This is a genomic window from Tolypothrix bouteillei VB521301 (assembly GCF_000760695.4).
GTDB classification, from domain to species: domain Bacteria; phylum Cyanobacteriota; class Cyanobacteriia; order Cyanobacteriales; family Nostocaceae; genus Scytonema; species Scytonema bouteillei_A.
Genome location: NZ_JHEG04000001.1, coordinates 2023069 through 2047696, shown reverse-complemented (window position 1 = coordinate 2047696; position 24628 = coordinate 2023069). Strand labels below are relative to the sequence as shown.

At 42.1% G+C, this 24628-nt stretch carries 19 protein-coding genes; 12 read left to right on the top strand and 7 right to left on the bottom strand.

Annotated features, from left to right (window positions below):
- Nucleotides 1-166: 166 nt before the first annotated feature.
- Nucleotides 167-964: a 30S ribosomal protein S2 gene (rpsB, locus tag HC643_RS08225; RefSeq protein ID WP_038084125.1), complete on the bottom strand. Its 798-nt coding sequence runs from the start codon at nucleotides 962-964 to the stop codon at nucleotides 167-169.
- Between rpsB and HC643_RS08220 the strand changes: the two genes are divergently transcribed.
- A complete protein-coding gene (locus tag HC643_RS08220) occupies nucleotides 889-1056 on the top strand; it encodes a hypothetical protein (RefSeq protein WP_167844575.1) in 168 nt (55 codons plus the stop codon). The genes rpsB and HC643_RS08220 overlap by 76 nt on opposite strands.
- A 99-nt stretch (nucleotides 1057-1155) precedes the next feature.
- Here the strand turns inward: HC643_RS08220 and HC643_RS08215 are convergent, their stop codons facing one another.
- Nucleotides 1156-2124: a glycosyltransferase family 2 protein gene (locus HC643_RS08215; RefSeq protein ID WP_038084208.1), complete on the bottom strand. Its 969-nt coding sequence runs from the start codon at nucleotides 2122-2124 to the stop codon at nucleotides 1156-1158.
- Nucleotides 2125-2442: 318 nt separating this feature from the next.
- On the opposite strand from HC643_RS08215, the gene HC643_RS08210 reads away from it, so the two are divergent.
- The 6 genes from HC643_RS08210 (at nucleotide 2443) to HC643_RS08185 (ending at nucleotide 9104) form a co-directional block, all read left to right on the top strand.
- Nucleotides 2443-3324, top strand: coding sequence for a cation diffusion facilitator family transporter (locus HC643_RS08210; protein WP_237265856.1), 882 nt, complete (start codon nucleotides 2443-2445; stop codon nucleotides 3322-3324).
- A gap of 150 nt (nucleotides 3325-3474) precedes the next feature.
- Nucleotides 3475-3726 carry a hypothetical protein gene (locus tag HC643_RS08205; RefSeq protein ID WP_038084129.1) on the top strand — a complete coding sequence of 84 codons (252 nt, stop codon included), beginning with the start codon at nucleotides 3475-3477 and terminating at the stop codon, nucleotides 3724-3726.
- 855 nt (nucleotides 3727-4581) lie between these two features.
- A complete protein-coding gene (locus HC643_RS08200) occupies nucleotides 4582-5121 on the top strand; it encodes a helix-turn-helix domain-containing protein (RefSeq protein ID WP_038084132.1) in 540 nt (179 codons plus the stop codon).
- Nucleotides 5122-5336: 215 nt separating this feature from the next.
- The gene (locus tag HC643_RS08195; protein WP_038084134.1) at nucleotides 5337-7070 is read left to right on the top strand and encodes a ScyA-related TPP-binding enzyme; all 1734 of its coding nucleotides are present in this window, start codon (nucleotides 5337-5339) and stop codon (nucleotides 7068-7070) included.
- A 10-nt stretch (nucleotides 7071-7080) separates the two neighbouring features.
- Nucleotides 7081-8208, top strand: a complete 1128-nt coding sequence (locus HC643_RS08190) for a 3-oxoacyl-ACP synthase III family protein (RefSeq protein ID WP_038084136.1) — start codon at nucleotides 7081-7083, stop codon at nucleotides 8206-8208.
- 95 nt (nucleotides 8209-8303) lie between these two features.
- On the top strand, nucleotides 8304-9104 hold the full coding sequence (locus HC643_RS08185; protein ID WP_038084140.1) for an SDR family NAD(P)-dependent oxidoreductase: 801 nt from the start codon (nucleotides 8304-8306) through the stop codon (nucleotides 9102-9104).
- Between the two features lie 159 nt (nucleotides 9105-9263).
- Here HC643_RS08185 and HC643_RS08180 read toward each other — a convergent pair whose 3' ends face one another.
- The 5 genes from HC643_RS08180 to HC643_RS08160 all read right to left on the bottom strand — a co-directional run bounded on the left by HC643_RS08180 (nucleotide 9264) and on the right by HC643_RS08160 (nucleotide 18663).
- Nucleotides 9264-9635 (bottom strand): hypothetical protein, encoded by a 372-nt coding sequence (locus HC643_RS08180; RefSeq protein ID WP_050046282.1) that lies wholly within the window; start codon nucleotides 9633-9635, stop codon nucleotides 9264-9266.
- Between the two features lie 181 nt (nucleotides 9636-9816).
- On the bottom strand, nucleotides 9817-10035 hold the full coding sequence (locus HC643_RS08175) for a hypothetical protein (RefSeq protein ID WP_050046283.1): 219 nt from the start codon (nucleotides 10033-10035) through the stop codon (nucleotides 9817-9819).
- A gap of 75 nt (nucleotides 10036-10110) precedes the next feature.
- On the bottom strand, nucleotides 10111-13800 hold the full coding sequence (locus HC643_RS08170; protein ID WP_050046284.1) for a WD40 domain-containing protein: 3690 nt from the start codon (nucleotides 13798-13800) through the stop codon (nucleotides 10111-10113).
- Nucleotides 13801-13913: 113 nt separating this feature from the next.
- Nucleotides 13914-17720 carry a WD40 repeat domain-containing protein gene (locus tag HC643_RS08165; protein ID WP_038084145.1) on the bottom strand — a complete coding sequence of 1269 codons (3807 nt, stop codon included), beginning with the start codon at nucleotides 17718-17720 and terminating at the stop codon, nucleotides 13914-13916.
- A gap of 76 nt (nucleotides 17721-17796) precedes the next feature.
- Nucleotides 17797-18663: a helix-turn-helix domain-containing protein gene (locus HC643_RS08160; protein WP_038084147.1), complete on the bottom strand. Its 867-nt coding sequence runs from the start codon at nucleotides 18661-18663 to the stop codon at nucleotides 17797-17799.
- A gap of 103 nt (nucleotides 18664-18766) precedes the next feature.
- Between HC643_RS08160 and HC643_RS08155 the strand changes: the two genes are divergently transcribed.
- The 5 genes from HC643_RS08155 (at nucleotide 18767) to HC643_RS08135 (ending at nucleotide 24285) form a co-directional block, all read left to right on the top strand.
- Entirely contained in the window at nucleotides 18767-19132 is a 366-nt protein-coding gene (locus tag HC643_RS08155; RefSeq protein WP_050046285.1) for a DUF2834 domain-containing protein, read from the top strand.
- 461 nt (nucleotides 19133-19593) lie between these two features.
- Nucleotides 19594-20289, top strand: a complete 696-nt coding sequence (gene nuoB, locus HC643_RS08150; RefSeq protein ID WP_038084151.1) for an NADH-quinone oxidoreductase subunit NuoB — start codon at nucleotides 19594-19596, stop codon at nucleotides 20287-20289.
- Between the two features lie 38 nt (nucleotides 20290-20327).
- Nucleotides 20328-21293, top strand: a complete 966-nt coding sequence (locus tag HC643_RS08145; RefSeq protein ID WP_038084153.1) for a hypothetical protein — start codon at nucleotides 20328-20330, stop codon at nucleotides 21291-21293.
- A gap of 101 nt (nucleotides 21294-21394) precedes the next feature.
- On the top strand, nucleotides 21395-22777 hold the full coding sequence (locus tag HC643_RS08140) for a cytochrome P450 (protein WP_082051791.1): 1383 nt from the start codon (nucleotides 21395-21397) through the stop codon (nucleotides 22775-22777).
- A 128-nt stretch (nucleotides 22778-22905) separates the two neighbouring features.
- A complete protein-coding gene (locus HC643_RS08135; protein ID WP_038084154.1) occupies nucleotides 22906-24285 on the top strand; it encodes a cytochrome P450 in 1380 nt (459 codons plus the stop codon).
- Nucleotides 24286-24628 lie beyond the last annotated feature (343 nt).

Sequence of the window (24628 nt, the reverse complement as noted above, 5' to 3'; positions counted from 1 at the left end):
AGCTTTGATCTTCTTACGGAGACGCTCTCGTCGCTGGCGCAACACGCCTCGCATTGCGAAGCTACGCTCGTAAGGGCTATACGCCAGTTGCTTGCAGGGGAAACCCACCTACACCACTGGTCTCACCATTAGCTATTAGCCATTAGCCATTAGCATTTAAGATCTATTATTCTTCGTCTTCGTCTTCTGGGAAAGCGTCAGAATAATCTGTTTCGCTTTCTTCGTAGTCGAAGTCTTCTTCAGCGCCTTCGTAATCTTCGTATTCTTCTTCTACATCCAATTGACCGTGACGACCTTCGTATATGGCATCTGCTAGTTTGCCCACGATCAATTTAATTGACCGAATAGCATCATCATTTGCCGGAATTGGAATATCTACAACATCCGGATCGCAGTTTGTATCTAACATGGACACAATGGGAATGCTGAGTTTCTGGCATTCCTGAACTGCGTTATACTCTCGGCGCTGATCTACGATCACGACTACATCGGGAACTTTCCGCATGGTTTTAATACCACCCAGATACTTCTGAAGCTTTGCCATTTCCCGACGTAGCATTGCCGCTTCTTTCTTTGGTAGCAGATCGAGAGCACCATTTTCTTCCCGGCGTTCCAAGTCTTTCAAACGATCTACGCGAGTTTTGATGGTCGTCCAGTTGGTGAGCATTCCTCCCAACCAACGCTGGTTGATGTAGTGAGCACCACAACGAGCCGCTTCTTGAGCAATAATCCCTGCTGCTTGACGCTTTGTTCCAACGAACAAGAACTTTTTACCCGCCTCAGCTTGCCCTCGCATATAAGTATACGCTTCTTCCATCAACTGGGCTGTTTGTACCAAGTCGATGATATGGACTCCGTTGCGGGATGTATATATATAAGGAGACATTTTTGGATTCCACCTACGGGTTTGGTGCCCAAAGTGAACCCCTGACTCCATCATCTGAGCCAATGAAACAACTGGCATATTCTTTAACTCCTATTCGGGTTAAACCTCCATCCAAGTGGATTTCCCAACATCAGGAAACACCCGAACCCTTGGATGTGCGAGATTGGTGAACCATACAAGGTTAGCACATTTTGGCGAATGGGGAATGGCGAATGGGCAATGGTGAGTAGAGAGAAAATACGAAAGTAAAGTACAAAATTCCCTACTCCCTATTCCCTGCTCCCTAGCCCCTGTCCATATGCTTCATACACGCCTTTAACGTTATACCAGTTTAAAAAAATCCGGGCGATTTCTAATGCTAACTGTGGCTTGCCAAGTTGGATCAACCACTGTAGAAATGGAGCCATTGTCCGTTCGTTAAGAAATCCATTGAGGGAAAGAATTCCCCAGAGCACGCGATGCAGCCAAGTCATTTGAATCATCATTCGTACTTCCCAAGTGGGATGCTTTTGATAAAATAAAACGCCCATACGTCCGCGTTGAATTTCTTTGTCTATTAAGCGGGGAATTTGTTCTAAACTAAAGGGAGGATGCCAGTGAAAACCAACTGCCTCCGGACATTTAATAAGTTTTAAACCTAGTTTCTTTAGGCGAACGCCTAATTCTAAATCTTCCCATCCATAAAGTTGAAAGCTGGTGTCAAAAAGCCCTGCTTCTTCCAGCCAATGTTTTGCGATCGCTACATTTCCTGTAGCAAAGAAAGCAGCAGAAAAATCTGTAATTTTGTAGGGTTCGGATGTGGGATTGTCAAAGTTACAAGTATTGATGACTTCCCCATAAGTGAATATGCAATCGCTCCCCAATTTCTCTTTTCCTTGGGTGAGTGCATCGGCATGGGCTTGCAAAAAATTCTCTTTTACAACGAGATCGCTGTCAATAAAAACGATTGTATCGCCTAAAGCCTTCTCAACACCCAAATTTCGAGCAGCAGCTGGACCTTTATGAGCTTGACGAAATGTTCGCACGTGGGGAAACTCGCTTTTGTATGTGTCCAACCACTCCAGCGTACCGTCTGTCGAGCCATCATCTACCAAAACAACTTCATAACCATCTAAGCGATCGTTTATCAGTTTCTGATTTTCCATAGCTCGCAGGCACTTTTCTAAAATTGGCTTGCGATTGTAAGTCGGAATAACAACGCTAAAAAACACAACCTCACCCACAACGATATTGCCCATCTCTAGCATAGGACAGCCTTAGCTCTAGGACTGTTCCTTGGGATTCGCGATTGTATCATGTTCGACTTATTGCTAGTACCAGGCAAATTTTACACGCTCGCGCAGTTCTTTCGCTCCCAAATGTTCAACCGTATGCGATATGAGTGGCTGGTGGAACCAGTACGGAACTTTCAAAGGGTGGTTTCATTCACTACTAAAGTGGGTGTTGCCATGTTAGAAATATATTGACATATAAGTTCGTAAGTTATGCTCTCAGTTCAGAAGTGTGAATGCGCGTGCAAAGATACAGTAACGACAGACACGCATAAAACTAAACTTTTGTCAATTATTGTCTGTTTGCTTGTTGGATTTTTTGTAACCGAGTGGAGCGTGGGTTTGTGGAGTGGTAGTTTATCTTTACAGGCAGATGCAGAACACATTCTCTCTGATGTAGCAGCTTTAGGAATATCGTTACTTGCGAGTTGGTTGGCACAGAAACCAGGAGGCGATCGCGCTACTTTTGGTCATCGCCGAATTGAAATTTTAGCAGCTTTGGCAAATGGTTTGAGTTTGCTTGTCATTGCTCTTTTTATCTGTTGGGAAGCTATTCATCACCTTCGCAGCCCAGAAGGGATTTCAGGCTTACCCATGTTGGTAGTGGCAACAATCGGTTTAATCGTCAATTTGCTGAACATTACTTTGCTTCATCCTCATTCTCATAATGACTTAAATCTTCGAGGGGCTTTGCTTCACGTCATCGCGGATACAGCTAGTTCCTTAGGTGTGATTCTTGCGGCTGTAGCGATTCATCTTTGGAATTGGTTGTGGGCAGATGCAGTTATCAGCCTATTTGTTGCAGGTTTTACAGGTCTGAGTGCCTTACCACTCCTTCAAGAAAGTCTTTTGATTCTTCTGGAATATGCACCACCATCTACCGACCCCATTGAGGTAGAAGCTTCTTTAAAATCTTTTCCTCAAGTGGTGAATGTTGAACAACTCCGTGTTTGGAGAATTAGCAGGGAACAAGTTATGCTTTGCGCTCACATCACTGTAGATTGTATGACTTTTGAAGAAAGTAATGGCTTACTCGCACAATTGCGATCGCATCTTCAAGAAACTTTTGGCATTCAGGATGTCACTTTGCAGCTGACAAACCGTAAATTTTTAACAGCAACTTCTATTCATCCTTTATTTAAGCAGGATTTAATCTCCATGCTTTAACAGTAACCAGTCGTTGAAATTCGACTCCTGATACTGAAGATACGGGGAGCATTTCAATTTGGAAAAAACACGTTTGCGATTGAAATCGCGGCTATACAGGCTAAGTCCCTCCGGGTATCTCCTGACGGAGACGCTACGCGATGCGAAGCTATGCCTGTAGGGCTATACGCCAGTTACCAGGGCGCGGGAAACCCGCCTGCAGCAATGGTCTCAGCGCCTGTAGGACTAGACTCACCGCCTGTAGGACTTCTTATTAAGTCCACGCAGGTGGACTTTGTTTATGTAGCCCCAGAATGCTATTCTGAGGGCAATTGGCAAATTCGAGATGCTCCCGAAGATACGGTCATACATCAGGCTCTCACCCTTGTCTTCCATCTTCCACAGACAAGTGATATCTGTTGACAGCAACGACCTATTAATTGATGGCGATATTGCATGAAAATCACGATATTAGTACTCTAAAGATGAGTAGTATATTTTCTTAGGACAAACAAACATGGATAAAGAAGTTGTTATATTTCTAATGAGTGCGAGTGCGGTTATTCTCTACCTAGTATTTTCTGCGATGACTGAGATGGGTACGAAGCTACCTTGGAAGAAATAGGTTACGAGCGCGATTAAACACGCTAGGTTTTGTTCCGAGCGTGAAACCACATGGAGAGTTTGGCGATCGACCGATAAGACATCTCTAGGAATTAATTTATATCTTCTAGAATCCCTGTAAAGACTAGCCATGCTTGGTCTTTACATTGTTTTTAGAGACGTCTAATGACAACAATTAAAAATACAAGTACCTATATGGGTAACTTTATAGCTGAACAAAACCTTTTACATCAAGTGCATAGGTTAATTCTGTTGGCAACTATATAAAAAGTAAAGAATGAGAATTAAATCAACTTGATGTAATAGGAGAAACGGGTATGGTATGAAACAAGAGTTCTTCTGAGCCAGAATTCTGAACCTAGAAACGTAGCTCTCCCTCCAGTATTTTCTCTTTTTTCGATAGTAAAATAAATTCTTGCTAGAAGAATACTCAAATGCAGAACTTGCATTGAGTTCGCTACAGCGTTAGCACGGTAATGCCAAAAAACTCGTTTCTTCTTAGAGACGATCTATTTGAAGTATCTATACATAGACTAGACATTACACTTTGCAAAAGAACAATCAGTTTTTTGAATTCATGTTAGTTATCTATTAGTGCTCTTGAAGTCACACATACTTATCAATCAAGAACTTTATTAAAGAGTCAAAAAGAGAATGATTGAAATTTTCATAGTGAATGAATCTCCCGAAACCAAGTTTTTTTTAACGAAATACTTGGAAGCAGCAGGCTTTACAGTAGTTGAAAGGAACAATGATTTTGTTCGCGTTCATCTAGAAGAAAATAAATTGTTAGCTCTTGAAGAGAATCAAAAATTTAATAATATCTCTTCTCTATTCCCGTCTATTCCCCGTCTTTATGAGGTTTTTGAATTCATTGAATTGAATTATCGCAAACCTATTAGCCTAAAAGAAGTTGCTCAAGCCGTTGGTTACTCTTCTGCTTACTTAACTAACTTAGTGCGACGGCTGACAGGAAAAACGGTTAATGATTGGATTATCTTGCGACGGATAACAGAAGCATGCTCCTTGCTTTTGAAAACTGATGAATCCGTCAATCAAATTGCTGTACAAGTCGGTTATCAAAATATCAATCATTTTTACTCTCAGTTCCGCGATTGTCATGGTACTACCCCCCATGCTTGGCGAAAAGTGCAACGCTCCACACTGGATTATCGCAAAAAACTGCAAGCATGAGAATGAATATCTACAAATAGTTCATCATTTTTTATTTTTTGCAAAAAATACTTAATTACCGTATTAATTGGTAGTAGGCTATTCTGAAGATCGAGAAATCAATAAAAGTTAGCAAACAAGGCGAAATTAATGAATGTGACTTTTGAATAACGACTTCGTTTTCTAATTAATGAAAATGCCATCAAACAATCAAGAGTCAAATAAGGAATGAATTTATGAGTGTTGCTTTAACTCCCTCACTTGTTACGAATAGCCAATCAAATTTACAATCGCACGTTGTACCTATTTCAGTTGCATCCGTAATAGTCAAGATGTTAGAAGAAATAGGAGTGAAATATGCATTTGGTGTATCAGGGGGAGCAATTGTCCCTTTGTGGCATGCCTTGCAACATAGTTCTATTCGGGTGCTACATTTTCGTCATGAAGCAGGAGCAGCTTTTGCAGCAACTGAAGCATACTTTGCTAGTGGTTCTCCAATAGTGGTGTTTGCTACAACCGGTCCTGGCATTACCAATGCAATAACAGGTTTATTTGCAGCTCGTTGGGAGGGTGCAAAGGTCATTTTCGTATCGGCTTCCACCTCAACATCTCAGCGCGGACGGTGGGCTTGCCAAGAAACCAGTGCTTATACAATGCCTACCACGGGGATTTTTACCTCAGAATCTCTGTTTCATTATGCGACTACCGTCGAATCTGATGATGAACTTCCAGAGATTTATTGCAGGCTTGCAAAAGGTTTAGCCCAACCTGGTGGCTTTGTTGCACACTTGAGTATCCCCAGAAATATTCAAGTTAGTTCATTGAAGACATCACTGTCACAAGTGGCTCTTTCTCTTGCTCCCCCCAGCACGACGGAGGACGCTATTGCAAAATGTGCGGGGTTGTTGTCGGAAGGATCGTTTGCCATCTGGGTTGGCTTTGGTGCGAGAGAAGCAGCTTCAGAAATTCGCCAGCTGGCTGAGAGGACAGGGGCGGCTGTTATGTGTTCGCCGCGTGGCAAGGGTATTTTTCCAGAAAACCATTCTCAATTTGTGGGGGTTACGGGCTTCGGCGGACATGAGTCGGTTTTGAAGTATATGCAAGAGTCTTGTCCTTTGAGGACGCTAGTACTTGGAACGCGCCTTGGTGAACTGACTTCATTTTGGCATCCTTCTATGGTTCCCGACCGAGGTTTTTTACACGTTGATATTGATCCGGAAGTTCCTGGAACTGCATATCCCTATGTTGAGACATTTGCTATTCAGTCTGATATCAGAGTGTTTGTCAAAGCTTTATTAAAGTATTTCCCAGACAATCAAGATGAGTCAGCCATTGCTTTGTCTCAAGCTGAACCAAAAAGCGTGAATACACCTGCGAAAAATTTGGTGCGTCCTAAAGTACTTATGGATGCAATTCAAGCGACGATCGTTGAGAAGAGTAATGCAATAGTGATGACAGAAGCAGGTAATTCACTGGCTTGGGGAAATCATGTACTGCAATTTACCGAATCAGGTCGTTACCGAGCAAGTACGAGTTTTGGTTCTATGGGTCATTTCGTCACGGGCGTTGTTGGTGCTGCACTAGCAAGCAATAAAAAAGCTGTTGCTATTGTTGGGGATGGTGCCATGCTCATGAATAGTGAGATTAGTACGGCTGTGAGATATGAAATTCCTGCTGTTTGGATTATTCTCAATGATGGATGTTACAACATGTGCCGTCAGGGCGTGGCATTTGAGGGATTGAAGGATATGGATACAGACATTCCGCAAGTAGATTTTGTTAAGGTTGCTTGCGCTATGGGAGCCGATGGTATCCGTGTTCAAAAAGAATCCGAGATTCAACAAGCTTTGGAGAAAGCGATCGCATCTCCTGTTCCTTTCGTAGTTGATGTAGTTATCGATCCAACCGAACCCGTACCAATAAAAGGTCGAATTGACAGTTTGATCTCACAAACCACTACAAATTCTTAAGGAGGTTAATATGAAAGGCTCTTCAGTAGGCATTCGCTCTCTAGCATTAAGTTTTCCAAATACCGTATGTACAAACGATTACTACCGTAAGAAATACCCAGATCTAGTTGCTCAGTCCGAACAAAAAAGCTTGGGAAGGCTCTTTTCTCTTGCTGGTTCTACTCCCGGCAATGCGTTTGACCAGGAGATGATGCCTTACGTATCAGACCCATTTCGTGGTGCTGTAGAACGACGCATACTCAGTTCAGATGAATCGTCATTAACCCTTGAGTGTCGTGCAGCACGAGACGCCCTTCAGGCAGGAAATTTTTTGTTAGAAGACATCGATCTTGCGATCGTCACTTCTTTTGGGACTGAAGAAGTCGTAGCTGGCAATGCTGCTTTCCTCGTCAATGAACTCGGTTTGCGCTGTGCGAGTTGGAATCTTAATTCCATGTGTTCAAGTGCTATAGTTGCACTAGAAACCGCCAGTACATTAGTGCGGTCTGGAGACTATCGCAATATCCTGGTGATTACTTCCTGTGCCTATTCTCGTCTTCTTGATGAAAGAGATACCATCTCGTGGATAGCGGGTGATGGTGCTGGAGCCTTTGTCGTCAGTGCGGTCAAAGCCAATCAAGGAATCCTTGGTAGTAAAATTGTTCATTCTGCAGAGACTTGTAGCGCATTTTACACTGAATTGGCAGAGGATCATCAGGGCAAGTTGCGATTATTTATGAGGTCTGGCAAAGGAGCAAATCGAGTTATTAGCAACACGGCGGCTGATTTTGTTCTCACTTGCACCGAGGGTGCTGCTGCTGCTGCTAATGTGACACTCGATGAAATTGATTTCTTTATTTTTAACACGCCAACTGCCTGGTTTGCAAAATTTGGTGCTCGCGTACTCGATATTGAGCCAAAACGCACTATCGATCTCTACCCCAAATATGGGAACATCGGACCTGTACTTCCCCTTGCGAATCTCTACCATGCTGCCCAAGAGGGTAAGATTCATGAAAATGATTTGGTTCTGGTTTATTCTTTTGGTGCAGCAGCAAATGCCACTGCAACTGTCATGCGGTGGGGTGATGTTGCCTTAGGTCCTGCTCCTGCTCCTTCCTTAAATGAACCTGTGGCAGCATTAGGAATGTCTAACTAAAACTTCCTGCGGTACAACCGTCCTGTATTCGTGGCGGGTTAAAAACCCGCCACACAAAAGCACTAATAATCTTCGATCGATAAGAAGCAGAGAGTATGGACTTGCAACTAAAAGGAAAACGCGCTCTTGTCACTGGTAGTAGCTCTGGAATTGGTGAAGGTATTGCTAAAGCACTAGCAAAAGAAGGGGTGACGGTAGTGGTGCATGGTCGGAATGAAAAAGAAGCGAGTCGCGTTGTTCGAGAGATTGCAGTAGATGGTGGAAAAGCGTTTGTTGCTATTGGTGACTTAGCGACTGATGGAGGAGCAGAGCAAGTAGTACATAAGGTTTTATCAGTTCTTGGTGCTGTAGATATTCTGGTTAACAATGCTGGTACTTATTCAATGCGAGGCTGGATGAACTCCACCCCCAACCAATGGTTGGAGCTTTACAATATCAATGTTGTTTCTATGGTACGCACAACCCTGTTACTGTTGCCGCAAATGCAAGAATTGGGTTGGGGACGTATTATTAACATCGCCAGTAGTGTAGCAACAAAACCAACGTCTGTGGCTGACTATTCAGCAACCAAAGCTGCCAACCTCAACTTAACAGTGAGTTTGGCACAAGAGTTGACTGGAACAGGGATTGCAGTGAATGCCGTTAGCCCTGGTTCAATTGTTACACCTCGTTTGAATGACATTATGCTTCAGATTGGTTTGAACCAAGGATGGGGTACAGACTTAGTGCAGATCCAGCAGCATATGTTGCGAGGGCTGATGAACAATCCCACCAATTCCCTGGGAAAAGTTGAAGACGTAGCTCATATTGTGACTTTTCTTGCCAGTCCTCTTGCTGATTACATCAATGGTGCAAACTTACGTGTAGATGGTGGTTGGGTACCAACAATGAACTAGTACAAAAAGGCAGAAGTACGCAGGCAGAGGAGCCACTGCGGTGGACGGGTTTCACAGGCTACAGCAAGTGGCGTGGCAGAAGGCGTAAAAGCTTTTATCATAAGCTTTTTGCTTGTTATTAATGGTTGCCTTATTTACGCCGTTCTGTACTAGAGTCTTTTAATATGTCAACGCCCCTTGCTCTTTCAGTATCAGTTTTTTACCTTGATAAACTAGCAAAACGCCGTCTGCTGTTACCTGATAAACATAGTTGTTATTGCGGAACTGGTAACCGAGAAACCGTCCTGGTGTAACACCATCTGCACCAGTTGAGTGCATAGTTTTGCCAGTCAGACTAATCGATTGACCGGTTTTTAAATTCTTGCCAAAGTACCTAACATTATTGCAAGTTACATATCCTTCCGGGCAATTTCTGGTGATTTTGACGTTGAAATTTTTAGTCTTTAAGGTTTCAGCATTAGCAACTTGAGTCCAAAGGGTAATAAATGGTAACAGAGCAACCAATACGGCAGATTTTTTGAAGTTCGACATGTATTCTACAAATTAATTTAATAGCTATTTGATAGATACAAATTGATTAATGTAATTTCGGAATCAATACTGCTCGGATCGGAATTTTTGTACGTTGGAAAAACCCAACAAATACCTGTAAAGTAAAGTTGGGTTTCGTTCCTCAAACGCCACGTCACTTAACGGGGGGAACCCAGAGCAGTCACCTCAACGGGGGTAACCCTCCGAAGTTTGCTATTGGGGAGTCAGTGCGGTCTTGGGGAGACAGTGCGTTGCTCTGGTTTCCTCGGTTGAAGCACCTGTCGTCTTTGCCCAAGTGAAACATCTGAGGTGGAAACCCCCAAGCCCTTACGGGTTCGCCAGTTCCCTCGTGCCGTAAACCTGCTTTCAGGGCTGGACTCACCGCAACTTCTCTGGGCACGGCGCTGCTCTGGGCACGTGAGTGGCTCCCCAACCTACGTGTTTTCGCATTTTTAGGCTTAACCAACAAGACTTGTTACATAGATGAAAAATGCTCCAATGCAGACTCTATAGCTCCTAAAGTCTTTAAGGTGGTAACCGTCGCATCTGTTAACCCAGTTGCGCTAGCGATTTTCATCCCTTCGTAAAGTCTTTTATCTCTTAAAATTTTCACACACAGACCTGTTGAGATCTGCCAAATTCTCAATGTCTCATCTTCACTGCTACTAATCAGAGTATACTCGCTCGGGCTGAAGGTGACTGACAAAACTCCCCGATTGTGTCCCCTTAGTGTTTTAAGAAATTGACCTGTTTTAATATCCCATAACTTTACCGTTTGATCCATGCTACCACTGCTTAAGATTCTTCCGTCAGGGCTGAAGGCGATTGACCAAACCCACCCTGTATGTCCGTGCAAAGTTCTCAAGCACTTACCATCAAAAACATTCCACAGCCTTACTGTGTGATCTCCACTACCACTACTTAACATTTGCCCGTCAGGGCTAAAGGCGATTGACCAAACCCACCCTGTATGCTCGTGCAAAGTTCTCAAGCACTTACCATCAAAAACATTCCATAACCTGACTGTATGATCGTGACCGCCACTTGCTAAAGTGAGACCATCTGGACTAAAAGCTACTGACAAAACTCCATGTTTTTCTTCACGTATAGTTTTTAAACACTTACCATCAAAAATATTCCATAACTTTATCGTGCAGTCGTGACTGCCACTAGCCAAAGTGAGACCGTCATAACTGAAAGCCAATGACCAAACCCAATTCGTATGTCCGTACAATGTTCTCAAACATTCACCAGTACTGATATCCCATATCTTGACGGTTTTGTCTTCACTGGCACTTGCTAGCATTTGACCGTTAGGACTGAAAGCCAATGCTCGAACTCCATTACTATGCCCTAACAAGTTTCTAAAGCTTTGACCAGTATTGATGTTCCACAGTTTCACCATTTTTTGACTGGTACTTGCCAGTATTTGACCATCAGGGCTCGAAGCAATTGACCAGATCCTGCTGCTATACCCCTGCATTGTTTTTAAGCACTGACCCGTGCTAACATCCCACAGTCTTAGCGATTGATCGTCACTACCACTTGCTAGAATTTGACCATCGTGGCTGAAGTGTACGGCTCGAATTATATTATTGTGTCCTTGCAAAGTTTTGAGACATTGACCGTTACTGACATTCCACAATTTTACTGTTCGATCCCAACTGCCACTTGCAAGGGTTTGCCCATCTTTACTAAATGCAACTGAAATCACCCAACCGCCATGACCTTGCAACTTCATCTGACATTTCCCAGTGTGAATATCCCATACGTTAACTGTGCCGCCACTCGCACTAGCAAGTATGTGCCCATCTGGGCTAATAGCAACTGACCAAATCCCTTCATTGTTTTCCTGTAAAGTGCTCAAACACTTACCATTCCTTGCATCCCATAACTTCAGTGTTGTATCTACGCTACCACTTACTAATATTTGGTTGTCAGGACTAAAAACAACTGCTCGCACCATATCACTATGTCCTTGCAGCGTTTTTAAGCACCTACCATCCCTGACATCCCATATTTTTACAGTCTTGTCATCACTACCACTCGCTAGTATTATTTGGTTATCTGAATTATTCGGGCTTGGTCGTGAAGCAAAAACGAGTGAGGAAATTCCTTTTTTGTGTCCCTGCAAGGTATTAAAATGCTGTCCGTTTGCAACATTCCAAAGATTGATTGTTTGATCTTCACTCCCACTGGCAAGAATACTACTGTCAGGACTGAAGGCAATTGATGTTACCCAATCCGTATGACCGGTTAAGATATTTAACTGTCTCCAATCACTGACTTGGTATACGCGAATTTCGCCATTCATATCCCCTACTGCTAGCAATTTCCGATCGGGGCTAAATACTAACGACAAAATACCACTGAAGCTTTCAGCAAATACCGTTCTCTCTAAATTAGCATGCACAAAATTCACATTGTGCAAATTTACATTTCGCAGATCGGCTTGCCGAACAGTAAGATATGAAAAATCGTAGTAACTCAGATCTGTTTTTAAATAACAAAGTAGATTTAAGATATTTCCCGCTATATAATTTTGTTCTTGCGGTAAGGTCTCTCGCAGTTTTAAGAAAATTTTTCTAATTTGATTTCTCAGGCTTTCTTGACTTCTAAAAACAGTTAGCAAACCATCGATCGCTGGTTTAAGAATTAGGCGAGTTTGAATCTCTTTAATATAATCTTTAGCTGTGGCTTTTATTAAAGCATGACTTGTCAATAAATTAGTATTTTGAGTACTAATTTCTTGCCAAATTTGTTGTACTAAATTATCAGTTATATACTCCATTACAACAGGCTGTAATGTAAAAAGCGATGCTCTCTTTTCAACTAGCGATCGCCTGACCAGAGATTCTAGAGCTTCGAGTAATTTTCTGGGTAGTATCAGTGCTATAATATCATCTTGTAACTCTGATATTGTCACTGGTTCGCGATCGATTGCCAACCAATATATTATATTTTTTTCTAAATTTGATAACCGGGAAAATTGTTGATCTAAAAGTTCTCGAATGCTACCGTAAACTGATGTATCTTCTTCTAAAAATTTAGAAATATTACCATTAAAAATATCTAAAATGGTTGTAGCGACTATTTTCAAGGCTAAAGCATTACCAGCATAGCGATCGACCACTGCTAGTATTTCCGATTCGGAACCCCATAACCCTTTAATTTCAAAGATTTTTTGCCCATCTACCACCTCTAAACCCTTCAGTTGTAGTGAGCGAACCGGTAGCGATTTGCCTTCAAGAAACGCCACTTCTTTCGGTTTTTCCCGTGACGTCACCACAACACAACTCGCGTGAACTAATTCACCCATTCTTCTCATCAGTTGACCGTATTCCTCATAGCCTTCTCGATAGCTTCCCGCGATCGCACCACTTTGTAGGATGGTCTCAGCATTATCAAGAACAATCAGACAACGATGTTTGCGTAAAAAATCCATGAGTTTAGAAATTCTACCATCCAGACTGTTTGGCAAATCAACTTCTAAAACTTGGGATTGAGAAAAAAATTGAATTAAGTTTGCTAAAAGCTCAAAAAGTGATGGAGCGTTATGGAGCGAGCGCCAAACAACATACTCAAAACGATCTTGAACTTGTTGTGCTAGCTTTGCAGCCAGAGAGGTTTTCCCAATACCTCCCATTCCCAACAGCCCTACCAATCGACAACCTTCTTTTGTCAACCATTGCTCTAGTATATTGAGTTCCTCTGTGCGTCCATAAAACACAGAAACATCAATTGCTTCTCCCCAATCTACATTCCCCTTGAATTCCTCCTTGGAAACAGGGGGGTTTGATGTTGGAGCAAGTGCATTGCTGAAAGAATTAGAATGAAAATCTTTAGCATAATTTTGGATGGAATTATCTGAAGTTTCCTCCACTCTGTCTGGCTGAAAAGATTTGCTCCACTGGCGTTTAAGAACAGAGCGCATATTACTTTTGCTAACCTTCTTACCCAGTACTTCAGTAAGTAACTGCCAAAGTTTAGGACCAATATCTCGTTTTACCCGTACTAGTGAGGAGTTAGCAATTCCAGCAATTTGCTCGTAGGTCAAATTCTCCCAAGAACCTTTAAGGATGGTAATCTCTACTGCACTCAACCGCCTTCCCACTTTTATGAAGACAGCTTCATCAGTAAATTCCAACAATTCCTTAAAGTCCATAGATTAGTGCATAGTTTTACGCAAACTCTATTATATAAGAGACTTTATCGGAACTTCATTGAAAGTTGACTCTATCGTGAAATAGCAGCGTTCGTTTTGCAGTTCGCAACACTCTACCTTTCCTCAACTGCTCCTAAAGCAAGCAAATTTGATTTTTGTGCTTCTGTTAAACCGGTAACTTTGTAAATATTTGTAGATTCATAAAGACGTTCAATTCTCATAGTCTTTATGCACTGTTTTGTCTCTACATCCCAAATTTTTAGCTGAGCATTTCCATCTCCACTTACTAAAAGCTGACCCTCAGGGCTGAAAGCAACAGATATAACCCAGACATCATGGTCAGTTAAAGTTGCCATGCAATCACCTGTCACTACGTCCCAGAGTTTGATAGTACCGTCGCTACTACCAGTAGCAAGGATATTGCTCTCGGGGTTGAAAGCTATAGTCCATACCCAATTATCATGAGCATGTAATAGATGAAGACATTGACTTGTGGTTATATCCCACAATCTCACAGTTCCATCAGCGCTACCAGTGGCAAGGATCTTTCCATTAGGGCTAATGGCAACCCACCAAACCCAACTGCTCTGTCCTTGAAAGATTTGATTGCACTGGTATGTTTCTAAATCCCAAACTCTTATAGCGTTGTCAAAACCACCTGCAGCCAGTTTTTTGCCATCAGGGCTAAAAGAAAGCGATAATGTCACGGCTGCAGGTAGAGTTTGCACGGGTTGACCTGTTGCTATATCCCACAGTTTAATAGTACGGTCATAGCCGCTACTTGCTAGGAGATGACCGTCAGGACTAAAGATAGCGCTTGTGACTGTACCTGTATGCCCTTGCAAAACTTTCAGGCACTGCCCTGTCGAGACATCCCACAATCGAATGGTTCGGTCAGCGCTACCACTTGCTATGGTACGTCCATCAGGGCTAAAGACTACGGAAAATAAAAAATCAGTGTGTCCTGTAAAACGGCGGTATTCACCCTCTAAATTCCACAATCTTATAATGCGATCGTAACCGCCACTAACAATGGTTTTTTCTTGTTTTGTCTGCCCTTTAGAACCTACAGGAGCAAAAGCCACATCAGCTATCCAATTGTGCATTCCCTGGAATATTCTGATACATTCTCCAGTAGTAATATCCCATAGCCTTACAGAAAAGTCGTCACCACCACTAGCAAGCAAAGTTTCTTGGTGGTTAATTGCGATCGCATAAACGGAGTTGTTATGTCCTTGCAAAGTTTTGAGGCATCGTTTGGTAGCAACATCCCACACTCGAATTGTTGTGTCTATACTAGAGCTGGCAAGAGTATTTCCGTTATCCAAAAAAATTACTTTAGGAACTCCATTATTGTGCCCTTCTAAAGTTCCAATACATAAACCCCGATCCACATCCCAAAGTCTAATAATTGGATCTAAAGCTCCGCTTGCAAGCATCCCTGCAGAACTAAATGTTACAGAACGAATACATTCAGTATGTCCTGATAGACTTTTAATACACACCCCTTTAGTGAATTCCCATAATTTGATGGTTTTATCATCACTACCGCTAGCAAGAATGCTGTTATCCGGACTAAAAGCTAGAGAAAAGATTGCGCTTTCATGTCCTCGTAAAATTTGAGTACACTCTCCCGTATTGAGATTCCAAACTCGAATATCAGAGTCTGTACCTCCGCTAACGAGTCTGCTACCACAAGGAGAAAAAACAATGACAAAAGCTCCCCCTGCATGACCTTGCAGAGTTCTCAAACATTGCCCGGTCATAACATCCCACAATTTAATGTTATCGTTTTGCGAACAACTAGCAAGTATGCTGCCATCCGGGCTAAAAGCAACACACCAAGCAGAACCAGTATGCCCTTGAAAGCGAACGATCTGCTGACCTGTAACCGCATCCCACAAACAAATTTGACCTTCTGTATGAGATGTCGCAAGGGTTTTGCCATCTGGGCTAAACACCGTAAAGACAGTGCTAGAGAAAGTTTTGGCAAAGACAGACTTAGATAAATCGCTACCAGTAAAGTTAACTTGTTTTAAAGAAGTTTCCTGGAGATATGCCTGCCAAATTGTGAGGTGAGATAAATTATAACCAGTCAAATCACTTTGTATATGACACAGCAAGTTAAGAATATTACCAGCTGCATACCCCGGTTCTAGTGAAGACAAGGGGGACAAGGGGGACAAGGGAGAATTGGCTACTTTGTCTTCTTGTCTACCTTTTCCTAACCTCTGCAGTTCATACAAAACTTGAGAAAGCAGATTTTCAATTGCTGACTTGGTGCGTAGGTTTAACAGCAATTGCTCAACAATAGGCTGAAGAATCAACTTAGCTTGAGCAATCCTGATATTATCTTTAGCAGTCGCTTTCATCAATGCATGACTTTGGAACAAGAAACTAGACACTGAAGAAGAAGCAGAGAAAAATTCTCCCTTGTCTCCCTTATCCCCTCTATCCCCTTGTCCCCACTCCAGAAGTTCACTACATACGCGTTGAACCAAATTTCTTGTAACATATTCCATCACCACAGGTTGAAGAGTAAATTGTACGGAAGTTTGTAGATCTGATTTTTTTTCAATTAAATTTCGCCTGCTAAGAGAATCTAATGCTTCCAAAAGTTTCATGGAAGATATGGGTAAGACTAAATCTTCACGCAACTCTGCTATTGTCACTGGTTCCCTATTGATGGTTAACCAGTACAGTAAATCTTTCTCTAGTGGAGAAAGACGATAAAATTGCTGCTCCAATAAATCATAGATACTACCAAAAACTGTAGTGCCTTGAGTTTGAAACTCTTGAATATTACCGTCAAACAATTCCTGAATGGTAGTAGCGATAATTTTCAGCGCCAAAGGATTACCTGAATAATGCTGTATTAAGTTTTTCCAATCTGCATCCGAGCCGCAGAAAAAACTTTTGGTTCTCACTAACTCTAGCGCTGCATTAGTACTTAATCCTGTTAAATGTAAAGACCGAACGGGTAAAATTTCACCTTCTAAAATTGTAATTTCTTGAGGTTTTTCACGACTGGTCAGAACAACACAGCTTTGATGGGATATTTCTCCTACTTGTTTGAAAAGTTCTTTGTAGTCCTCATAGCCCGATTGGTAACGTCCGGAGTGCTCTTGACTTGCTAATATAGATTCTACATTATCTAATACAATCAAGCAGCGATGCGATCGCAAATGTTGCATAAGTTGTGCAATGCATAATTGTGTAATATCTTGCGAAATATTGCTACTATTTGGAGATAAGTTTATTGCTTTACCGTTGGCAAAAAACTTTAGCAAACTCGTTAATAAATCTAAAAGAGACGGGCTATTACGAAGACTGCGCCAAGCGACAAACTCAAATTGTGTTTGAATTTGAGTTGCTAGTTTTACCGATAGGGAAGATTTGCCAATTCCTCCCATTCCCAGTAGAACAATGAGGCGACAACGGTCATTCAAGATCCAATGTTCTAACTGAGTCAATTCCTTAGTGCGCCCAAAAAATATCGAGATATCAACAACTTCTCCCCAATCACAGTGGGGAAGTTGGGACTCTTTTTGGGAATCGGGGGCGATGGGGAAGAGGGAATGGGAAATCGGGGGATTTTCTTCTTCACTCCCAACGCCTGATGAGACCAAACATGACTCGTTTCTAACACTCCCAACTCTTAAATAGTCACTTGTGGTCAACACCAAGCCAAAAGCTCTAAAAAAATACTCAAGAGTTTGCTTATCAACTCCTTCTTCCCGTGCTATCACCTTAGAAACTGTAAAAGGAGCTAACTGAGTACGATAGCTTAATTCCTCCAGGGTGAACCTTGCGCCGTCATTTTCCTGGATTTCCGCCTGATACCTAGCTTCTTGTAGCTTCTTCAATCCTGCAAGGCTGAGGACAACACCCCGCTTGCGTTTTTGCTTGTGCTTTTCCATGGGGAGGAGGCTCGATCGGTCTTTTATTTTAATAGTTTTAAAACCGTATCTTAAATTTCTTCAAGTTTTATACAACTTAGGCGATCGCTTTCTTCCAGATTCTTTCGGTTGTTTCATCTGCAGGAAACAGACATTCGATCCGCAGTTCCTGAAGCGTGATGTCATAAGGAGTCCCTAACGTGGCAATGGTCGAAAAAAACTGTAATTCCATATCCTCTCGCTTGAGATGAAGGGTGAGCAGCAAGGCATTTTGTGCTGTTTTATGGGAAGTTTGCCAAATCTCCGAAACACCCGGATAGCTCATCAGTTCGTTCAATAATAAAGAAGATGGCTCGGATTCCCCTTCTAAGTTTGGCAAAGACCCGCTATAAGCATTCACTTCTCGATGCAGTCGTTGGAGCGCCTGGTTTGCAAAGTCTTCCCAGTTGACAATAAACGGACGCACACCTTGGGAATGGAACACGACCCGCATCAAATTAATTTTTCCATCTCTATAGAAGAGGGTTTGTAATTTATGTGGATCGATGAAACTGTTAATAAGTCGAGTGGCTCCATTGTTGGGTAGCAGCAAATTCCAGTAGCGATCGACCACGAGCGCTGGGTAAGGTTCCTGTTGCTGGAGCATAAAATCAAGTGCTTGGCGAATTGAGGTCATTTCAGGAGCTGACAGGTCGGTCTCAGCATAAATGGGGGCAAATCCCGCCGCTGTCAGCATAAGATTTTGCTGTCTCATTGGAATTTCCAGAACTGTCGCCAATTGAATAACCATGTCTTGACTGGGTTTCGCTCGTCCTGACTCTAGAAAACTAATATGTCGTTGAGAGACTTGACTTTTGAGTGCTAGCTTGAGTTGACTGTACCCGCGTTGCTCTCGCCAGTGTTTTAAGAGCATTCCGAATGAGTCGGACTGGTGGTCGCGAAAAGCAGTTGAACGTTGCTGCATGAGAAGAATCGTGAGGAAAATGATTTTGATTACCTGACAGGTAATTGCTTCTATTATCTCCCTTTGGCACGATAGAGGCACACCGACTCAGAGGTAAGCAACCATGGTGAAGTCAATGGATATTTCGACAAAAAACTCATTTAACTTAATGAAACCACTGTATTTGCTACTTACTATTGTTGGCTTGATGGTGCCTTGGTATTGGCTGCTTCAAGATCCATCTGCGCTATTATCTCCAACCTTATTTCTACAAAAAGCATTTGCAAACAATATTACCATCGAGCTAATGGGCGATTTGCTCATTGCGGCAAGCGCTTTCTTTTGTTTTGCCTGGATTGAATTGAAGCGATTGGGCATTTCTCGGCTATGGATACTTCTTTATATTGGACTGACCTTTGGAATTGGGCTTTCTTGCGCCCTGCCATTTTTTCTGTACTGGAGAGAACAAAGCCTTGAAGACAACAATTGAATTGATGCAAAAAATAACATTGAGACATTTCATGTTCTTGCGTTGAGCGAGGAGGATTGGGGGAGAGTGTGACTGATTTTTCTAAAGTCTGAGAATACGCAAATTCAGAGCGCGACAGCTTAACAACTAAGCTGTCGCGCTCTGAATTTGCATAGTTTAAATCAATCAGATTGTGGTGGATGGGCATACTCTCCCATCCAAATTATGCAAAATGCAGGTAGAACAGCTTAAGTTAGCGTCTTAAAACCTTTATCTTTACTAGTGCAAGTCGGGATGTTATCGGAAACTGTAGTTATTGCTGATGTAGTTATCTGCGAGCCAAAAGAAGTTGCAAACAGGAGCTTCTTTGAGAAAGGTTGTTTTCGTGAGTAGCATTTGGAGTCATAGTTGACTTCCGGATCGAATTATGCATTGAACGCATTTTTGCAAGAACACATTCAAACTTTTTGGGGGACTTACCCATGACTAACTCTGTAATTAATCCTATTGAGCATTCACAAGTCACGCAACAACTCTCTGAAAATATTATTCTCACAACCGTAGACGACCTGTACAACTGGGCAAAAATGTCTAGTTTATATCCCTTGATGTTCGGGACAGCCTGCTGCTTTATGGAATTTATGGCTGCTTATGCTTCCCGATTTGATATGGAAAGATTTGGCATGATTCCCCGTGCGACTCCCCGACAAGCAGACTTGTTGATTACTGCGGGTACAATCACCATGAAGTATGCGCCAAACTTGGTACGGCTTTACGAACAAATGCCAGAACCAAAATATGTCATTGCTATGGGAGCATGCACAATTACTGGCGGTATGTTCTGTACCGATTCCCCTTCTGCTGTTCGAGGTGTAGATAAGTTAATCCCAGTTGATGTTTATATTCCGGGATGTCCTCCCAGACCGGAGGCTGTTATTGATGCCATCATCAAATTGCGGAAAAAGATTGCCAACGAGAGCATGCAAGATAGACAGCAGATTCAGCAAACTCACCGTTACTACAGCACTACCCATAAAATGAAAGTTGTCAGCCCTATTAACGATGGGCAATACTTGAAAAGCTCAACACGAGTTGCACCACCGCCAGAAATTACCGCAGCTACTGGATTGGAATTACCTTTAGCTCTTCAACCTGCTACAAACTCTCGCGATTTCTAATACTGCTAGGACTTTGGTGTAGCCCCCTTTTTTCAGCTATGGATATTGCTGTCTTTTCTCCCCAAGAACTACCATTGGTGCTCGGAGCACTGATGACTGTGGCAGCTAAACCTGAAGCACTAGTACCACAAGAGTATCAGTTTTTACAAGTCATCAACCAAATGCATCAATCTTTTGTTGCTGTTGATGACTTACGTCAGATCGCACCAAAGCAAATCGCTGAAATTATTGCCGATTCCCAGAAACGCAAACGCTTGCTTCAAATGGCAATGGTGATGGCAATGGTGGACGGTGAAATTAAACCCCATCAGCAGAAAATATTGCGATCGCTAGCAGAAGCTTTTTGCATTGACGAACAAGGTTTGCGAAACCTGTACAAAGCAGCCAACGGACATAAACTGTTAGTACGAGTTGATATGATGCGTCGGTTGACGGGTAAATTTGTGGCTACAGCCGATTGGCAAGAAGGAGTAACTGGTATCAAAAAAACGATATCCCCTCTATTTTTTAATGGAGGCGAAGACTTTGAAATGGCTTGGAGATACCGACAGCTTGGCTTGCTACCCAAAGGGACTTTGGGACGTGCATATTGGGAACATTGCGTTCAAAGACATTTCAGTTTTCCAGGTGAAAATGCTGGTATTCCAGAACGAATGGTTTTTCACGATTTCGGTCACGTATTGTCTGGCTACGATACAGATCCTCTAGGAGAGATCCAACAAGGAGCGTTTCAAGCTGGTTTCATTCGTGAAGATGGCTTTGTGTTTCTCCTGTTTGCGCTCCTGCATTTTCATTTAGGAATTCAAATGACACCTGTTGCAGATACTTGTGTTGGATTGTTTGATATTTCTCTGGTAATTCTAGCTCTACAGCGTGGTGCGGCTTGTAAAGTAGACTTTTCCAATAATTGGAATTTTTGGGAAGTTGTGGAGGTACCTGTAGGGGATTTACGCGATCGCTATGGTATTCCACCTGTGACACTCCTACACTTCCGCAAGCGGTAAGTGTAGGCTTCTGCCCGATTTAGCTAAATATTTAGCAACTAACCACCAACCACTGTGGGGGTGCAACGCCTTGCGCCCCTACTAACCACTAACCAAAACTTATGATTTCAATTCAAGAAAATTTTCTACAGCAAAGCGGTAATAAGCTACCTCCAAGAATACGCGAACCAAAATTGCTGCAAATTCTCTGGGGTGTTTTACAACAAAAAGATTATCTGGAAAAGATGTCAAAGCGCTATGGTGACATCTTCATAGGTGAATTTGCTGGCTTTCCTACTGCTGCAATTATCAGCCATCCCCAAGGAATTCAAGAAATTTTCACGGCTGATGCTAAGTTGTTTGAAACAGGCCCTGGCAATAGTATCATGCAGCCTTTAGTTGGGTCAAACACCTTAATATTATTAGATGGCGATCGCCACATACAACGCCGCAAGTTATTGATGCCTCCCTTTCACGGTGAGAGAATGCGGGCTTACGGACATTTGATGTGTGACATTACCGAGCAAGTAATGAGTCAATTGAAAGTTGGGCAAACATTCATCGCTCGTGAGTTTATGCAAGAAATTTCCTTAACCGTCATTCTAAGAGCTGTTTTTGGATTGCAGGAAGGAAAACGTTACGAACAAATCAAACAGGCTTTAACTGATATTTTAAAGTCTTTTAGCACTCCCTTAAAAGCAATGGTGCTATTTTTCAAAGGACTACAACACGATCTGGGTTCTTGGAGTCCTTGGGGATACTTTCTACGTCAAAGAGAAGCTCTTGATAAATTAATTTACCAAGAAATTCAAGAACGTAGAAATCATCCCGATCCTTCAAGGGAAGATATTTTAAATCTTTTGCTATCAGCTAGAGATGATGAAGGTCAACCCATGACAGATGTTGAGCTACGCGATGAATTGATGTCCATGCTTTTTGCCGGACATGAAACAACGGCAACAGCTTTATCATGGGCATTATACTGGATTCACAGCTTACCAGAAGTCCGTGACAAACTGCTACAGGAATTGAACTCCATTGATATTTCTGTTACCGAACATACAGAAATAGCTAAATTGCCTTATTTAAATGCTGTTTGTTCGGAAACTTTAAGAATGTACCCGGTTGTTTTCTTTACTCAAGCCAGAATTCTCCAAGCTCCCATGCAACTGATGGGTTATGAAATACCAAAGGGCATCATGTTGTCACCATGTATTTATTTAACTCACCATCGCTCAGACATTTATCCAGAACCTAAAAAGTTTAAGCCAGAACGTTTTTTAGAACGACAGTTCTCTCCCTATGAATATTTACCCTTTGGCGGTGGAAACCGTCGCTGTCTTGGTATGGCTTTTGCGTTATTTGAGATGAAATTGGTACTGACAACAATTTTATCCCGTTACTCATTTGCACTTGCCGATCGCAGTCCTGTACTTCCTGTACGCCGGGGTATAACATTTTCTCCATCCGGGGGGGTTCGTTTGATTGTACGAGACCGTAGATAAAGCAGCTTTCCAAGGTGGGATGGGTGGGATACCTGTCCCATGAGAACTAGATGTAGTTCAGGAAGTAAATTCTCGTTTAGACTTTATTTGTGAGATTTATTTGTGAGAAAAATTGAGGAAAATAACAAATGGTTGCGTTTCAAGAAAATTCTGCAAAGCACGTTGAGACTAAAGAACTCCCAAAAATACGTGAATCGCGCTTACTTCAAACAATATGGGCTATTGGTAACCCAATAGATTATCTTGAAAGAATGGGTAAGCGTTATGGAGACATCTTTTTAGCAGAATTTATTGGCTTTCCCTCTCAATTAGCTATCAGCAATCCCCAGGCAATTCAAGAAGTATTTACCGCTGATGCCAAGTTATTTAGTTCTGGTGTGGGGAATCTTGCCGAACCATTATTAGGAGCTAACTCTTTAGTGCTATTAGATGGCGATCGCCACAAGCAGCAGCGCAAGTTATTAATGCCATCTTTCCATGGTGAAAGAATGCGAGCATACGGTCACCTTATGGGTGACATTACCAAGCAAGTGATGAATCGACTTCAGGTTGGACAAACATTTGTCGTCCGGCAATATATGCAAGAGATTTCCTTAAGAATCATTTTACAAGCAGTTTTTGGACTCAAAGAAGGAGAACGCTACGAACAAATTAGGACAACTTTGACTGAGATGTTAGATTCTTTCAATACTCCCTTCAAGACACTATTTTTGCTTTTTAAAGTCCTGCAAGTTGATTTAGGAAATCTCAGCCCATGGGGGCATTTTTTAAGAAAAAGGGATTTACTCGATCGATTGCTTTATCAAGAAATACACGAGCGGAGAACTCAACCGGAATCCTTGGGTGAAGATATTCTCAGTTTATTAATATCAGCTAAAGACGAAACAGGTCAACCCATGACCGATGTCGAGCTGCGCGATGAATTAATGACGATGCTTTTTGCCGGACATGAAACAACTGCAATAGCTTTAGCTTGGGCTTTATACTGGATTCACTACATACCTGAAGTCCGAGAGAAACTGCTGCAAGAATTAAACTCTATTGATATAGCGAACATTGAACCAGTAGAAATTGCTCAGTTACCTTATTTAAATGCTGTTTGTTTGGAAACCTTAAGAATTTATCCAGTTGTTGTCGCTGCTTTAAACAGAGTTTTACAAGCCCCCATGCAATTAATGGGTTATGAATTACCTGAGGGAATGACTCTTTCGGTAAGTATTTATGCAACTCACCATCGCTCCGATCTTTACCCAGAACCAAAGCAATTTAAGCCAGAAAGATTTTTGGAACGGCAGTTTTCTCCCTATGAATATTTACCTTTTGGTGGAGGAAATCGACGCTGTCTTGGCATGGCATTTGCCATGTTTGAGATGAAACTAGTACTGGCGACAATTTTATCGCATAACTCATTTACACTAGCTGAAAAGCGACCTTTGTTTCCCGTCCGTCGCGGTCTAACATTTGCGCCTAATGGAGGAGTGCGGTTGATGCTGAAGGAGCGACGGTAATATTTGCTAACAATTCGATCTTCTTCACAGTGAGATTTCTATTCAGTAGTTCCCTGAAATATGGGCTCTTTTTACTGTTAGCCATATATAGCAATTCTATTTGAGATCCGAACAAGGGGGACAAGGGAGACAAGGAAGAGGTGTTTGTAACTCAGTTAGGACTGCTATATCCTCTCTTCTGAGGGAGCATGCAAATTTGGAAAAAACATATGATTAAATTAACTCTAAACTTACTATATTTTGACTATAGTTAGCTACTAATATAAACAATTTCAACCATCGAGAGCCTAGTAAAATTTCCTGAATTTCATCTCCAGCAAATATCAGGAATTTCCCACTCTTG